The sequence below is a fragment of the Pseudacidovorax sp. DMC4 genome, assembly GCF_056314265.1.
In genome coordinates, this window is the sequence record NZ_JBQUYR010000003.1 from 233,660 (window position 1) to 247,632 (window position 13,973).

The following is a 13,973-nucleotide window of genomic DNA, read 5'->3' on the forward strand; positions in this document are numbered from 1 at the left end:
CGTGCCAGCGCGCAAGCGCTCAGCGCAGTGCCTGGGCGCGGAAGGCGGCGGGCGCGATGCCGCGCTGGCGCAGGAACTGCCGTGCGAAGTGCGAGGCATCGGCAAAGCCGCATCGCCGGCCGATTTCGGCCACGCCCAGGTGGCGCAGGCGCGGCTGCGCCAGCATGCCGGCGGCGGCCTCCACCCGCAGGGCCATCAGCGTGGGCAGAAAGCCGCGGCCCTGCGCCGCCATGGCGCGGTGCAGGGCGCGCAGCGACACGCCCGCCTCGGTGGCGACTTCGGCCGCAGTCAGCCCGGGTTGCATGAAGCGCGCGCGCAGCACGCCGAGGATGCGGGCCTGCGCATCGGGTGGCTCGGGCTGCGCAGGGGCGTGCGCATCGCCCAGCAGCGAGAGCAGGCCGCCCAACTGGGCCTCGATCAAGGCGTCATGGTCGGCCGGCTGTTGGCGCAAGGCCCGGGGCACCAGCGCCTCCTTGACGCCGCGAAGCGCCAGGCCCCAGCCGGCATCGGCCCGCAGCGGCCGGCCGATGAGCCGGGCCGGGTCGGCCACCCAGTGCGCCACCCAGTCGATGGGCAGTTCGATGGACAGGTCGTCCAGTCCCGCGCCGAAGTCGAAGGCATAGGGCTCGCGCGAGTCGATCAGTACCGCATCGCCCGGCTGGAGCAGGGCCGTGTGGCCCGCCTGGGCGGCGCGCCAGGGCAGGCGCGGCTGGGAGAGCAGGTAGTAGGCGTTGTGCTGGCTGCGTGCGATGTCGGCCGCGCCGCGCACGATCTTCTGCGGCGTGCCGCGCGCCTGGTGCGGCAGGATGCGCTGCAGGGCACAGCGCTCGATGCTGCCGAAGAAGCCGTCGCGCTGCAGCGGCACGGCGTCCATCTCCAGCACGGTGGCATGCAGCGCATCGCGCCAGCCGCGCAGCCGCTGGGGCTCGGGCAGGCTTTCCGAAGACCAGGAACAGAGGTTTCTCATGGGCGACCTCGGCAGCGGACGGGAGGCCGAGCATACGTCCGGCGGCGTGTGTGGCGCGGGTGACGCCGGGGACGGGCGCCGCTTCGTTGGGCGCGCGACGTGGATGGTGATCAGCGCAGGAAGGGCGCCAGCCACCGCAGCAGCGCGGCATTCACCGCGTCCGGCGCTTCCATGGTGAGCATGTGGCCCGCCTCGGCCAGCCACACCACCTCGGCCTGCGGGATCAGCGCCGCCATCGCGTGCGTGCAGTCCGGTGGCGTGAGCCGGTCCGCCTCGCCGCACATCAGCAGCACGGGGCAGCGCAGGTCGCCCAGGTGCAGCCGCGCATCAGGCCGTGCCATGACGGCGCGGTTCTGGCGGATCAGCTGTTCGGCACCGGCATCCAGCACCATGGCCAGGTAGCGCTGCACCAGTGCCGGGTCCGCGGCATTCGTGGGATGGAAGGCGAAGGCCACGTTGGCGCGGATCACCGCCTCGGCGCGGTCGGCGGCGAACTCCTCGATGGCGGCGCTGCGCAGCGCATGCATCTCCGGCGTTTCCGGCAGGGGCGAGGTCCCGAGCAGCGCCAGGCCGGCGATGCGCCCGGGCGCCTGGCGCGCGGCCTCCATGGCCACCATGCCGCCCATGGAGGCACCGGCCAGCAGCAGCGGGCCGTCCTCCTGCGCCAGCAGCGCGGCGGCCATGGCCTTGATGGTGTCGTGGTGGCGGCTGACGTCCGCCACACGGGGGCGCAGCGCGGCGGGCATGGCCGGCATCTGTGCCTCCCACAGGCGTTCGTCGCAGGCAAGGCCGGGCAGGAAAACGAGGCGGGGCAGGGCGGTGTCGGACATGCGGCCATTGTTGCAGCGGCCGTCGCGCGGTGCGCCATCGGCATAGGCTGCACGGCCAGCAGCCAGCGCGGTCCCGGCTGCCTAGACTGCGCGTCGATCCAACGCCGGAGCCCCTTTCCATGAACCTGGTCCAACGCGTGCAGGACATCCTGCTGCACCCCAAGCGCACCTGGCCCGAGATCGAGGCCGAATCCACCGACGCGGCCACGCTCTACCGCGAGTACGTGCTGATCCTGGCGGCGATCCCGGCCATTGCCGGCTTCATCGGCCTGTCGATCGTCGGTGCCGGCGCGTTTGGCGTCAGCTTCCGGCTGCCCATCGTGACCGGGCTGGTGCAGGCCGTCGTGAGCTATGTGCTGTCGCTGGTGATGGTCTATGTGCTGGCGCTGATCGTGGACGCGCTGGCGCCCAGCTTCGGCGGGCAGCGCAGCCCGATCCAGGCCCTCAAGCTGGTGGCCTATGCCAGCACCGCCGGCTTCGTGGGCGGCATCTTCAGCCTGCTGCCCTCGCTCGCGGTGCTGGGGGCGCTGGTGGGCCTCTATTCGGTCTATCTCTTCTACACCGGCGTGCCGGTGCTCATGAAATGCCCGGCGGACAAGGCGCTGGTCTACACGGTGGTGTTCGCGCTGTGCGCCATCGTGGCTTCGCTGGTGCTGGGTGCGCTGCTGTCGGTTTTCACACCCGCTCCTCGCATGCCGGTGGGGGCCTTGCCCCTGGCTCTGCCTCTGGCTTGACAGGAACAGGGCCGGCCCGCCATGGACAATGGCCGGCGCATGCCCACCGACCTGATCCTCATCCGCCATGGCGAGACGGACTGGAACCGCGAACTGCGCTTCCAGGGCCACATCGACGTTCCCCTCAACGACACCGGCCACGAGCAGGCCCGCCGCCTGGGCCTGGCGCTGGCCCGTGAGCCGGTGCAGCACATCGTCTGCAGCGACCTGCTGCGCACCCAGCAGACGGCGGCGCCCGCGGCGCAGCAACTGGGCCTGCCGGTGCGCACCACGGTCACGCTGCGTGAGCAGGCCTTCGGCGTGGGCGAGGGCCTGCGGGCCGAGGAGATCCGAGAGAAGCATCCCGAAGCCTGGGACGGCTGGCTGCGCTTCGAGGCCGACCGCTCGCTGCCGGGCGGCGAGAGCACGCGGCAGTTCCATGCCCGCGTGATGCAGGCGCTGGCCGACATCGCCGCGCAGCATGCGGGCAGCCCGGTGCTGGTGGTCACGCACGGCGGTGTGCTCGACATGGTCTGGCGCACGGTGCACGGCCTGGGCCTGGACGGGCCGCGGCAGAGCGACATTCCCAACGCGGGCATCAGCCGCATCCGCATCGACGACCCCGCTCGGCCCGAGGCGCTGGCCATCGTCGGCTGGGCCGAGACAGCGCACCTGGAAGGCCTGGGCCCGCAGCCCAGCTACGACCAGCGGCGGCATCTCAAGATCGGCTGAGCCGACGCATGAACCACGTCTGGATCGACACCGACCTCGGCTTCGACGACCTGGCCGCAGTGATCACGGTGGCGCAGCAGCCGGGCTGGACCATCGACGGACTCTCCCTGGTGGCCGGCAATGCGCCGCTGCCGGTGGTGACGGACAACGCCCTGCGCGCGGCGCACTGCTTCGGCTGGCGCATGCCGATCCATGCGGGCTGTTCTGCGCCGCTGGTGGGCGCGCTGGTCACGGCGCAGAACATCCTGGGCGAGGACGCGATGGCCTCGGCTGGCGAGCAACTGCCGCCTGCGCGTGCGGTGCTCGATGCGCTGCCTGCTTTCGACGCCCTGGCCGCCTTGCTGCGGCAGGCCGACGCGCCGGCCACCGTGCTGGCCCTGGGCCCGCTCACCAACGTCGCCACCCTGCTGCAGCGCGACGCCGCGCTGGCACCGCGCATCGGCCGGCTGGTCTGGATGGGCGGCAGCGCCGGCCCGGGCAACCACACGGCCGCGGCCGAGTTCAACGCCGCGGTGGACCCTGAGGCGATCAATGTCGTGCTCGATGCCGGCGTGCCGCTGGAGATGGTGGGCCTGGATGCCTGCCGCCAGGTGCGCGTGCATGCCGACGATGCGCAGCGCCTGCGCGACCTGGGCACACCGCGTGGCCGGCTGCTGGGCGACCTGCTGCTGGGCTATGTGCGCATCGCCAGCCCCGACGGCCGCCTGCCCATGTCGCTGTACGACCCTACGGCCGCCGCGGCGCTGGTGGACGCCGACTGCATGCAGTGGCGCCCGGCCCATGTGGTGGCCGAGTGCGAGGGCCGCCACACCCGCGGCATGACCGTGGTGGAGTGGCGCGTGCCGCGCAAGGCCCCGGCCAATGCGCGCGTGGCCCACATCGCCGACGAGGCGCGCGTGCGGCGCGTGGTGCTGGACGCCCTGGCCGCCGCGGCGACCTGAGCCCGAGCCCTGCACTGGGTCGGACGCTGCACATCACGCTCACCGAGCAGCCCGGCACTACGATGCCCCGATGACCGACGCGCTCACCGACTTCTGCCATGCCCTGCCCAAGGTGGAACTGCATTGCCACCTGCTCGGCACCGTACGCCACGCCACCTTCAGCGACCTGGCGCGGCGTGCGCAGGCGGCCATCACCCAGCCCGAGATCGACGCCTTCTACATCCGCGGCGAGAAGCCGGTGGGTGTGCTCAAGGCGCTGCGCACGCTGGATGCGCAGCTCATCCGCTCGCCCGACGACCTGCACCGACTGACCTACGAATACCTGCAGGACGCCGCCGCCCACACCGTGCGCTATGCCGAGTTCTTCTGGAACCCCACGGGCACGGCGCAGAAGTCGGGCATCGCCTATCCGCAGGCCCTGGCTGCCATCGTGCGTGCCATCCATGATGCCGAGGCGGACCATGGCATCGTCGGCCGGCTCATTCCCGCCATCGACCGCGAGGCCTCGCCCGAGGCCGCCGTTGAGATGGTCGAATGGGTGCGCGCGCACCGCGTGGACGAGGTGGTGGGCATCGGCATCGACTACAGCGAGATCGACCATCCGCCCGAATGGTTCGCACCCGCCTATGCGCTGGCACGCGAGGCCGGCCTCAAGACCACGGCGCATGCCGGCGAGTTCGGCATGCCCTGGACGAATGTGCGCACCGCCGTCGAGCTGCTGAAGGTGGACCGCATCGACCACGGCTACACCATCGTCGACGCGCCCGACTTCGCGCGCGAATGCGCCGAGCGCGGCATCGTCTTCACCGTGGTGCCGACCAACTCCTACTACCTGCGCACCCTGCCGCCCGAGCGCTGGGCGCTTGACCATCCGATCCGCCGCATGCCGGGCCTGGGCCTGCGCATCCATCCCAACACCGACGACCCCACGCTGCACCTGGTCACGCCGACGCAGGCCTGGCGCAAGATGGTGAGCGACTTCGGCTTCACGCGCGGGGACCTGCGCGAGTTCATGTTCAACGGCCTGGATGCGGCCTGGATCGACGACAGCACCCGCCGGGACTGGCGTGCCGCGTTCACGCGCGAGTGCGATGCGCTGATGGCGCAGGGCTGAACGTCAGCGGCCGCGTCCTCAGGCGATTCAACGAGGAGGAGCCGGTCGTCGTCTGTGCTTCAGTCGGTCCGCTGCCGTCCAGGATCCGGCACCGGCGTCGCCGCCAGCAGCCGCTGGGTGTACGCATGCTGCGGCCGCTCCAGCACCTCGTCGGCGCTGCCGCTTTCGACCACGCGGCCGCCAGTCATCACGAGTACGCGGTCGGCCAGGGCGCGGACCACGCCCAGGTCATGCGTGATGAACAGGTAGGCCAGGCCACGTTCGCGCTGAAGTTCGGCCATCAACCGAAGAATCTGTGCGCGGATCGAGACGTCCAGGGCCGACACCGGCTCGTCCGCCACGATCACGGCCGGCTGCGAGGCCAGCGCCCGGGCGATGCCCACGCGCTGGCGCTGGCCGCCCGACAGCTCGTGCGGCAGCCGGTGGCGGAAGTGCGCGGGCGGCAGGCCGACCTGTTCCAGCAATGCATCGACCTCGCGCGCACTGGCGGCGGCGTCGAGGCCGCGGTTGTGGCGAAGCGGCAGGGCCACGCTCTGGCCGATGGTCTGCCGCGGGTTGAGCGAGCCGCCGGTGTCCTGGAACACCACCTGCACCTCGCGCCGGAAGCGCTGCCAGGCCTCGCCGCGCAGCCCGGTCACGTCCTGGCCGCGGAACAGCACCTGGCCGCTGCTGGGCACCGTCAGGCCCAGCAGCATGCGGCCCAGCGTGGTCTTGCCGCTGCCGCTTTCGCCCACCAGGGCCACCACCTCGCCGGGGTGGATCTGCAGGGAGACGTCGTCGACCGCGAGCTGCGTCTGCCGTGCGCGCCAGAGGCCGCCGGTGCCACGCTGGGCAAAGCCGCGGCCGACGGCACGGGCCTCGAGCAGCGGCACCGGGCCAGTGGCCTGTTGGCCGCCGGCAGGCAGGCGTGCGGTGTCGGCTTCGCCTGGCAACCGGGGGGCGGTCATGCGTCGGCCTCCACCGCGCGCCATGCATTGGCGCTGCCGCGTTCGGCACTCAGGTGGCAGCGGTCCGCGCCTTCGCCCATGCCGCTGCCCAGCAGCGCCGGCGCCTGCACGTCGCACAGGCCCGGCCGCGCGATGGGGCAGCGCGGATGGAAGCGGCAGCCCGGCGGCCAGCGTCCGGCAATTGGCACCGCGCCGGGAATGGAGAACAGCGAGTGCGCCCGCGAGCGCGGCGTGAGGATGCTGCCCAGCAGCCCCTGCGTGTAGGGATGGCGCGGTGCCGTGAAGAGCGGGCCGACGGCCTCCTGCTCGACGATCTCGCCGGCGTACATCACGTTGACGAGCTGGCAGGTCTCGGCCACCACGCCCAGGTCGTGGGTGATCAGCAGGATGCCCAGGTCCAGCTCGCGTCGCAGCCGCGCCAGCAGCTGCAGGATGCCGGCCTGCACCGTCACGTCGAGCGCGGTGGTGGGCTCGTCGGCGATGAGCAGGGCGGGCCGCATGGCCAGCGCCGCCGCGATCAGGATGCGCTGGCGCTGGCCGCCCGAGAGTTCGTGCGGGTACTTGCGCGCCGTCTGCGCGGGCTGGGGCAGTTCCATCAGCTCGATCAGCTCCCGCACTCGGGCGTCGAGGCCGTCGGTGCGGCCGTGAGCGCGCAGCGGCTCGGCGATCTGCCGGCCGACGGGAATCAGCGGGTCCAGGTAGCTGGTGGGGTCCTGGAAGACCATGCCGATGCGCGCGCCGCGCACCTGCCGCATCGATTGCGCATCGAGCGCGCGCAGGTCGTGGCCCTCCAGCCGCACCTGGCCCTCGGCCACGCGGGCCAGCGGCGAGGGGAACAGGTTCATCAGCGCGAAGGCGGTCATCGACTTGCCCGAGCCCGACTCGCCCACGAGGCCCACGGCTTCGCCCCGGCGCACGCTGAAGCTCACGTCGCGCACCACCCGCAGGGCCCGCTCGCCCCGGCCCACATCCACCGACAGGCCGCGGACGTCGAGCAGCGGTGGCCCGGCTTCCGGCGCGTGGGGATCGACGCCGAACGGCGTGGTGGGTTCCAGGCCCGTCATCGGAAGGACTCCCCGCGCGGATTGAGCGCATCGTTCAGGGCGTCGCCCATCAGGTTGAAGCCCAGCACGGTGAGCGCGATGGCCAGGCCGGGAAACACCGACATCCACCAGGCATCGCGCAGGTACTGCTGTGCCTCGTTGAGCATGGTGCCCCATGACACCTGGTTCGGATCGCCCAGGCCGAAGAAGCTCAGGCTGGCCTCGATCAGGATGGCCATGGCGATGTCCAGCGAGCCAAGCACGATGATCGGCGCCGCCACGTTGGGCAGGATCTGGCGCAGGATGATGCCGCCATGGCCCATGCCCGCCACGCGCGCCGCCTCCACGAACTGCGACTGCCGAAGGCTGGCGACCGAGGCGCGCACCACGCGGGCCAGCTGCGGCCACGACAGCGCCGCGATCACCAGCACCATCTTGAAGACGCTGGTGCCGTAGAGCGCAATGACGATCAGCGCCACCACGAAGCGCGGCAGCGTCTGGAAGAACTCGGCCGTGCGCATCAGCACCGCGTCGAGCAGGCCGCCGAAGTACCCGGCCAGCGCGCCCACGATGACGCCGACGGCGACCGCCAGCAGCGCACTGGCGACGCCGACGATCAGCGAGATGCGCGAGCCGTGCACCACGCGTGCCCAGACGTCGCGGCCCAGGTCGTCGGTGCCCAGCCAGTGCCCGGCAGAGAAGGGTCGAAGCAGCGCATCGCCGCCGCCCGAAAGCGGATCGACCCGGCCGACCCAGGGCGCCAGCAGCGCCGCAGCCAGCAGCAGCACCAGCCAGGCCAGGGCCAGCCGGCTGCCGGGACGGCGCAGCAGGCGCCGCCAGAAGCCGGCGCGCTGGAAGGCCGTGCCCACGGCGGGCTCGGTGGCCAGCGGCAAGGAAGAAGAAGAGGGGGAGGTCATCGTCGTTGAGCGCAAGAGCCGTGCGTCATGCGCGCTCCAGACGGGGATCGAGCAGCCGATGCAGGATGTCCGTCAACAGATTGGCCAGCACCACCGTCACCGACACCATCAGCAGGATGGCCAGCATCACCGGATAGTCGCGCTTGGCGATGGATTCGTAGAGCAGCCGGCCGATGCCCGGCCAGGCGAAGACGGCTTCGATCAGCGCCGAGCCGGCCAGCACGAAGCCGAGGTTATAGCCAATCACGGTGAGCACCGGCGCGGCGGCATTGCGCAGCGCATGGCCCAGCACCACCTGCCATTCGGCACTGCCCCGTGCCCGGGCGGCGAGGATGTAGTTCGCATTCATCACCTCCAGCATCGAAGCGCGGGTGATGCGGGTGATGAGCGTGAGGTAGCGCATCGACAGCGCCAGGGCGGGCAGCAGCAGGTAGCGCAGGTGCTGCACGAAGCCTTCCCAGCCCGGCGCCACGCCGCGCACCGGGTTGTAGCCCTGCGAGGGCAGCCAGCCCAGACCGATGGCGAAGGCCAGGATCAGCAGCTGGCCGAGCCAGAAGTCGGGCACCGCATAGCCGGCGGACGATGCGGCCTGGATGACCGAGTCGGCCGGCCCGCCGCGGGCGCGGGCGGCCAGCACGCCGAAGGCGACGCCCAGCACGCTGGCCAGACCCAGCGACGTGAGCGTGAGCTCCAGCGTGGCGCCCAGGCGCTCCAGGATCAGGCTGGCCACCGGCTGCTGGTTGGCGAAGGAATAGCCGAAGTCGCCTTGCAGCACCTTGCCCAGATAGTGCAGCAACTGCATCCACACCGGCTGGTCCAGGCCGTAGTCGCGGCGCATCTGGGCCAGGTATTCGGGCGGCGCCGGAAAGTCGCCGACCAAGAGCGTGATCGGATCGCCCGGCGTGAAGGCGATCAGCAGGAAGTTGAGCACCACCACCGCCAGCAGCAGCGGAAGCGCCTGCAGCAGGCGTCGGAGGATGAAGCGACCCATCGGACTGGCGCTGCGCTCAGTCCGCGCGCCGCACGCCGGCCCACTGGTCGCGGGCGTCGAGGGCCGGGAACACGCCGCTGAGCTTCTTCGAGGCGGTGTCCACCGTCTCTTCGTCGAACAGCACCAGCGAGGGCAGGTCCTCGTTCAGGATGACCTGCAGCGCCTTGTAGTCGCGGGCGCGCTGGGCGCGGTCCACCGAGGTGGCGGCCTCGGCCAGCAGCATGTCGACCTTCGCGTTGGAGTAGCCGCTGGCGTTGGTGTTGGGCGCCGTGCCCGTGTAGGTGTTGTACAGGCGCGTGTAGCCGATGGCCGGATCGCCCGCGGAGAAGTACGAGGCCAGCGTCATGTCGAAGTCGCGCTTGGCGAACACGCGGTCGTAGTACACCGAGCGCTCCAGCGGCTCCAGCTTCACCTCCAGGCCGATCTGGCGCAGGTTGTCCTGGATGATCTGGGCCTGTGCCCGCATCTGCGCGCGGCCGGCGTCGAAGGGCATGCGCAGCGTGGTCGTGCCGGGCTTGACGCCGAGCTTGTCCAGCAGGGCCTTTGCCTTGGCGGGATTGAGCGGGTACTTGCGGTCGTAGCCCACCTCGTCGTTCATCAGCCATTTGAAGCCGTCGCCGAAGGCGCCTGCGCCGGGGCGCGCGATGCCGCCCATCACCTGCTTGACCAGCCGCGGCCGGTCGATGGCGAAGGCCAGCGCATGCCGCGCCTCCACCTTCGACAGCAGCGGCGACTGGGTGTTGAACATCAGGAAATAGATGGCCGGGATGTTGACGCCGCGGCGCGTGGCCAGGCCCTTGTCGGCCAGGATGCGCGGCACCTCGGGCTTGGGCGTGTAGAAGTCCAGCAGTTCGTCGATCTCGCCCGTCTGCAGCGCCGGCACGCGGTTGGCCGCCTGCGGGATGACCTGGAAGATCAGGCTCTGCAGATAGGGCTTGCCGGCGTCCCAGTACTGGTCATTGCGCACCAGCGAGAGGGTGGAGCCGCGCTTCCATTCGCTGAACTTGAAGGGGCCCGTGCCCACCGGCTTCTGGTTGGCGGGGTTGGTGCCGACGTTGCCGTTCTCGTAAAGATGTTTCGGCAGGATGGGTGCGTCGAACACCGTCATCTGCGACAGGAAGGGCGCATAGGGCTTCTGCAGCTTGATGACGACGGTAGAGGCATCGGGCGCCTCCACCTCCACACCCAGGTTCTTGAACACCGGCGCGGCGCGCGGATGCAGCTTGCCCACGATCTCGGTCAGCGAGAAGCGCACGTCGGCGCTGCTGAAGTCGCGGCCGTCATGCCACTTGACGCCCTTGCGGAGCGTGAAGCGGTAGGTCTTGCCATCGGGCGACACGGTCCATGCCGTGGCCAGCGAGGGCTGCGGGTTGTACTGCTGGTCCAGCCAGACCAGGCCCTCGAGGATCTTGGCCGACACGTCGCCGGCCGCGAAGTCGGTGGTGGTGCCCAGGTTGAGGGTGGGCGGGTCGGCATCGATGCCCAGCACGGCCGTGCCCTTGCCGGTGGCGGCCCAGGCACGTGGGCCCGCGGCCAGTCCGCCGGCCAGGGCGATGGCGCCGAGGCCGAGCTGGCGGCGGGTGAGGGAAGGGGGGAGGTCGGAGGGAGCCATGGTGTTGTGGGTTCTGGGCAGGCCGGGAGGGCACTGTTTATAGCAAGTTCAGGGCCATTTGCCGGGGGCTGGCGCAGCGGCGCAGAATGCGCGCCTTCGGCTGACCGGCGCCTGCCCGTCGCCGTGTGGCATGGCAACTGCAAGACCCTTCGCATGATCGACGTCCCTATCCATCCCGGCATCGCCGCCCACCTCGACGACATGGTCGGCCTGCGCCGGCAGATCCATGCCAACCCCGAGCTGGGCTACGAGGAAGAGCAGACCAGCGCACTGGTGGCCGAGCGCCTCGCGCGCTGGGGCTACACCGTGCACCGCGGCCTGGGTGGCACCGGCGTGGTGGGCACGCTGACGGTGGGCGCGGGAGGCAAGCGCCTGGGCCTGCGTGCCGACATGGATGCGCTGCCCATGACCGAGACCACCGGCCTGCCCTGGGCCAGCCGCCAGCCCGGACGCATGCATGCCTGCGGCCACGACGGCCACACCGCCACCCTGCTGGCGGCGGCGCAGGTGCTGGCCGCGAGTCGTGCGTTCGAGGGCACGCTCAACCTCATCTTCCAGCCCGCCGAGGAAGGCCTGATGGGCGCCAAGCGCATGGTCGAGGAGGGCCTGTTCGAACGCTTTCCCTGCGACGCCGTCTACGCGTACCACAACGAGCCCGGCTTTCCGGCCGGGCGCTTCGGCTTCCTGGCGGGGCCGATCTACAGCTCCTCCGACACGGCCGTCATCACCATCGAGGGCAAGGGCGGCCATGGCGCCATGCCGCACACCACGGTGGACCCGGTGGTGGTGGCGGCGCACCTCATCCTGGCCCTGCAGACGCTGGTCTCGCGCGAGGTGGACCCGAACGACATGGCGGTGGTCACCGTGGGTTCGGTGCATGCGGGGCTGGCGCCCAACGTCATCCCCAACACGGCGGAGCTCAAGCTCACCGTCCGCGCACGGCGGCCCGAGGTGCGGGCCCTTCTGCGCGAGCGCATCACGGCCATGGCGCAGGCGCAGGCCGCGGTGCACGGTGCCACGGCCCGGGTCGACTACCAGTGGAAGATGCCGCCCTGCGTCAACGATGCCGACGCGGCGGCGTTCGCCCGCGAGGTGGCGCTGCAGACGATGGGCGAGCGCGCGCTGATCGAGAACATGGCGCCGCTGCAGGCCAGCGACGACTTCGCCTTCATGCTGAATGCGGTGCCGGGCTGCTACTTCATCGTGGGCAACGGCGACGGCACGCCGGGCAACGGGCCGGGCTGCATGGTGCACAACACCGGCTACGACTTCAACGACGAGATCCTGCCCAGCACGGCGAGCTACTGGGTGTCGCTGGTTCAGGCTTACCTGCGCTGACTGTCGGCTGCAGCCTTGGCCGCGGCGAGGGCGTCCTGCGCGTCCTCCATCCACCAGTCGGCGGCGGCATAGAAGCCGTCCCACACGCAGCCGTTGCAGCCGCGGCCGCAGCAGGTGGTGGGCTCGGGCGGCGGTGGGCGCAGCGGCACGCCCGCTTCTGCCGCCCGGCACTGCATCCGCGCGAAGAGTTCGCGGACCTGGGGCAGGGCGGGCGGCGTGGCGGCGTTCATGGGGCGCCGAGTGTAGGAGCGGCCAGGCGCCCACCGCTTCAGCCCTCTTCGGCGTGATGGCGAAGGTAGAGCCCCAGCACGATGTCGCGCACGCTCTGCACATGCGCGGCCACGGCCCGGGCGGCGCCTTCGGCGTCGCCGTGGCGGCAGGCCGCCACGATGACGCGGTGGTCCTCGTTGGAGCTGCGGTTGAAGCCGGCCAGTGACAGCTGCATGAAGGACATGCGCTGGATGTGCCCCTGCAGCATGGCCAGGATGTTGCGGGACAGCGGCAGCTCGGCCGGCGCATAGAGCAGTTCGTGGAAGCGGCTGTTGCAGTCGCTGAAGCGCCAGGCGTCCGTGGCGTCGTCCATGTCCCGGATCAGCGATTCGGCCTGGTCCAGCATCGTGGGTGTGAGCCCCGCCGCCGCCGTGCGCATGAGGTGCGGCTCGATCATCAGCCGCAGCTCGAAGGCGTCGCGCAGTTGCGCAAGCGTAGGCGCCTTGACGAGGGCGCCGCGGTTGAGCTGCAGTTCGACGAAACCCTGCGCTTCGAGCGTGCGCAGTGCCTCCCGCACCGGGATCTTGCTGACGTGGAACAGGGCGGCCAGCTCGTCCTGGCGCAGTGCGCGCCCGGGCGCCAGCAGGCCGCGCACGATGGCCTGGTGCAGCACGTGCACGATGTCGTCGGTGGTCGGCCGTGCACCCGCGGTGCCCAGGCGTTCGCGCACCAGGCGTGCCAGCGGGCTCTCTGCGGCTGGCGCGAGCGCCACAGCCTCAGGCCTGACGCTCGCCATGGCCCTCGTGGATCCTGTCGCGCACGAAGGCGCAGATCTGGTTGAACACCGGGTCCTCCTGGAGCCCCGCATGACGCGGCCGTGCCAGCGGCACGCGGATGTCGGCCACGATGCGCGAGGGCCGCGCGTTCATCACCAGCACGCGGTCGGACAGCAGCACCGCCTCGCGGATGCTGTGGGTGATGAAGACGGCGGTGCGGCGCTGCTGCTGGTCCCACAGACGGGCCAGCGCCAGGTTCATGTCGTCGCGGGTGATGGCGTCGAGCGCCGAGAAGGGCTCGTCCATCAGCAGCAGCCGCGGGTCGTGGATGAGCCCGCGGCAGATGGCCACGCGCTGGCGCATGCCACCGGAGAGTTCTGCCGGGCGCTTGTCGCGGAAGTCCCACAGGCCGGTCAGGCGCAGCAGCCGTTCCGCTTCGGGCCGGAACTCGGCCACCGGACGCCGGTGCGCGCGGATGGGAAACAGCACGTTGTCCAGCACGCTCTTCCAGGGCAGCAGCGTCGCGTCCTGGAACACGTAGCCGAAGTCGCGCCGCGGACCGTCCACGGGCGTGCCGCCCACGCGGATGCGGCCGGTGCTGGGCGACTCCAGCCCGCCGATCATGGACATCAGCGTGCTCTTGCCGCAGCCGCTCGGGCCGACCAGGCTCACGAAGTCGCCCTCGTCGATGTCGAAGTCGACATGCGCGACGGCCTGCACGGCGCCGCTGCGGCCGTCGTAGGTCTTGCCGGCGTCCTGCACGCTGAGGTAGCTCGCCGTGCGGTCGGGGTCCGTGCTGCGCGGCAGCAGCCAGGAAGGTGCGTTCGGGGTCATGGTCATGG

Annotated in this window: 15 protein-coding genes; 5 read left to right on the plus strand and 10 right to left on the minus strand. The window is 71.1% G+C overall.

Going from position 1 to position 13,973, the window contains the following annotated elements:
• Window positions 1-19: 19 nt before the first annotated feature.
• Both ACT54X_RS07610 and ACT54X_RS07615 read right to left on the minus strand, forming a co-directional pair.
• Window positions 20-967: a helix-turn-helix domain-containing protein gene (locus tag ACT54X_RS07610; RefSeq protein WP_294377630.1), complete on the minus strand. Its 948-nt coding sequence runs from the start codon at window positions 965-967 to the stop codon at window positions 20-22.
• Window positions 968-1,077: 110 nt separating this feature from the next.
• Window positions 1,078-1,797, minus strand: coding sequence for an alpha/beta fold hydrolase (locus ACT54X_RS07615; protein ID WP_476345809.1), 720 nt, complete (start codon window positions 1,795-1,797; stop codon window positions 1,078-1,080).
• A 119-nt stretch (window positions 1,798-1,916) separates the two neighbouring features.
• Here ACT54X_RS07615 and ACT54X_RS07620 point away from each other — a divergent pair, with 119 nt between their 5' ends.
• The 4 genes from ACT54X_RS07620 (at window position 1,917) to add (ending at window position 5,297) form a co-directional block, all read left to right on the plus strand.
• Entirely contained in the window at window positions 1,917-2,531 is a 615-nt protein-coding gene (locus ACT54X_RS07620) for a Yip1 family protein (protein WP_476345810.1), read from the plus strand.
• Between the two features lie 39 nt (window positions 2,532-2,570).
• Complete coding sequence (locus tag ACT54X_RS07625; protein ID WP_476345812.1) at window positions 2,571-3,242, plus strand: histidine phosphatase family protein; 672 nt, start codon at window positions 2,571-2,573, stop codon at window positions 3,240-3,242.
• Between the two features lie 8 nt (window positions 3,243-3,250).
• Window positions 3,251-4,183, plus strand: a complete 933-nt coding sequence (locus tag ACT54X_RS07630) for a nucleoside hydrolase (protein ID WP_476345814.1) — start codon at window positions 3,251-3,253, stop codon at window positions 4,181-4,183.
• Window positions 4,184-4,253: 70 nt separating this feature from the next.
• The gene (add, locus tag ACT54X_RS07635; RefSeq protein ID WP_476345815.1) at window positions 4,254-5,297 is read left to right on the plus strand and encodes an adenosine deaminase; all 1,044 of its coding nucleotides are present in this window, start codon (window positions 4,254-4,256) and stop codon (window positions 5,295-5,297) included.
• 59 nt (window positions 5,298-5,356) lie between these two features.
• Here add and ACT54X_RS07640 read toward each other — a convergent pair whose 3' ends face one another.
• The 5 genes from ACT54X_RS07640 to ACT54X_RS07660 are packed head-to-tail and all read right to left on the minus strand — an operon-like array spanning window position 5,357 to window position 10,807.
• A complete protein-coding gene (locus ACT54X_RS07640) occupies window positions 5,357-6,244 on the minus strand; it encodes an ATP-binding cassette domain-containing protein (protein ID WP_476345817.1) in 888 nt (295 codons plus the stop codon).
• Window positions 6,241-7,308 (minus strand): ABC transporter ATP-binding protein, encoded by a 1,068-nt coding sequence (locus ACT54X_RS07645; protein ID WP_294377613.1) that lies wholly within the window; start codon window positions 7,306-7,308, stop codon window positions 6,241-6,243. Before ACT54X_RS07645 ends, ACT54X_RS07640 begins: the two co-directional genes overlap by 4 nt.
• Entirely contained in the window at window positions 7,305-8,204 is a 900-nt protein-coding gene (locus ACT54X_RS07650; protein ID WP_294377611.1) for an ABC transporter permease, read from the minus strand. The genes ACT54X_RS07645 and ACT54X_RS07650 overlap by 4 nt, the downstream gene beginning before the upstream one ends.
• Before the next feature lie 25 nt (window positions 8,205-8,229).
• Window positions 8,230-9,195, minus strand: a complete 966-nt coding sequence (locus ACT54X_RS07655; protein ID WP_476345820.1) for an ABC transporter permease — start codon at window positions 9,193-9,195, stop codon at window positions 8,230-8,232.
• Window positions 9,196-9,211: 16 nt separating this feature from the next.
• Entirely contained in the window at window positions 9,212-10,807 is a 1,596-nt protein-coding gene (locus ACT54X_RS07660) for an ABC transporter substrate-binding protein (RefSeq protein WP_476345822.1), read from the minus strand.
• Between the two features lie 153 nt (window positions 10,808-10,960).
• Between ACT54X_RS07660 and ACT54X_RS07665 the strand changes: the two genes are divergently transcribed.
• Window positions 10,961-12,145, plus strand: coding sequence for a M20 aminoacylase family protein (locus tag ACT54X_RS07665; RefSeq protein ID WP_476345824.1), 1,185 nt, complete (start codon window positions 10,961-10,963; stop codon window positions 12,143-12,145).
• On the opposite strand, the gene ACT54X_RS07670 is transcribed toward ACT54X_RS07665, so the two are convergent.
• Genes ACT54X_RS07670 through ACT54X_RS07680 form a run of 3 tightly spaced genes read right to left on the minus strand, consistent with a single transcriptional unit; the run spans window position 12,133 to window position 13,971 of the window.
• Window positions 12,133-12,375 (minus strand): oxidoreductase-like domain-containing protein, encoded by a 243-nt coding sequence (locus ACT54X_RS07670; RefSeq protein ID WP_476345826.1) that lies wholly within the window; start codon window positions 12,373-12,375, stop codon window positions 12,133-12,135. The genes ACT54X_RS07665 and ACT54X_RS07670 overlap by 13 nt on opposite strands.
• Window positions 12,376-12,413: 38 nt before the next feature.
• Entirely contained in the window at window positions 12,414-13,151 is a 738-nt protein-coding gene (locus ACT54X_RS07675; RefSeq protein ID WP_294377594.1) for a GntR family transcriptional regulator, read from the minus strand.
• Window positions 13,132-13,971, minus strand: a complete 840-nt coding sequence (locus tag ACT54X_RS07680) for an ABC transporter ATP-binding protein (RefSeq protein ID WP_476345828.1) — start codon at window positions 13,969-13,971, stop codon at window positions 13,132-13,134. The genes ACT54X_RS07675 and ACT54X_RS07680 overlap by 20 nt, the downstream gene beginning before the upstream one ends.
• Window positions 13,972-13,973 lie beyond the last annotated feature (2 nt).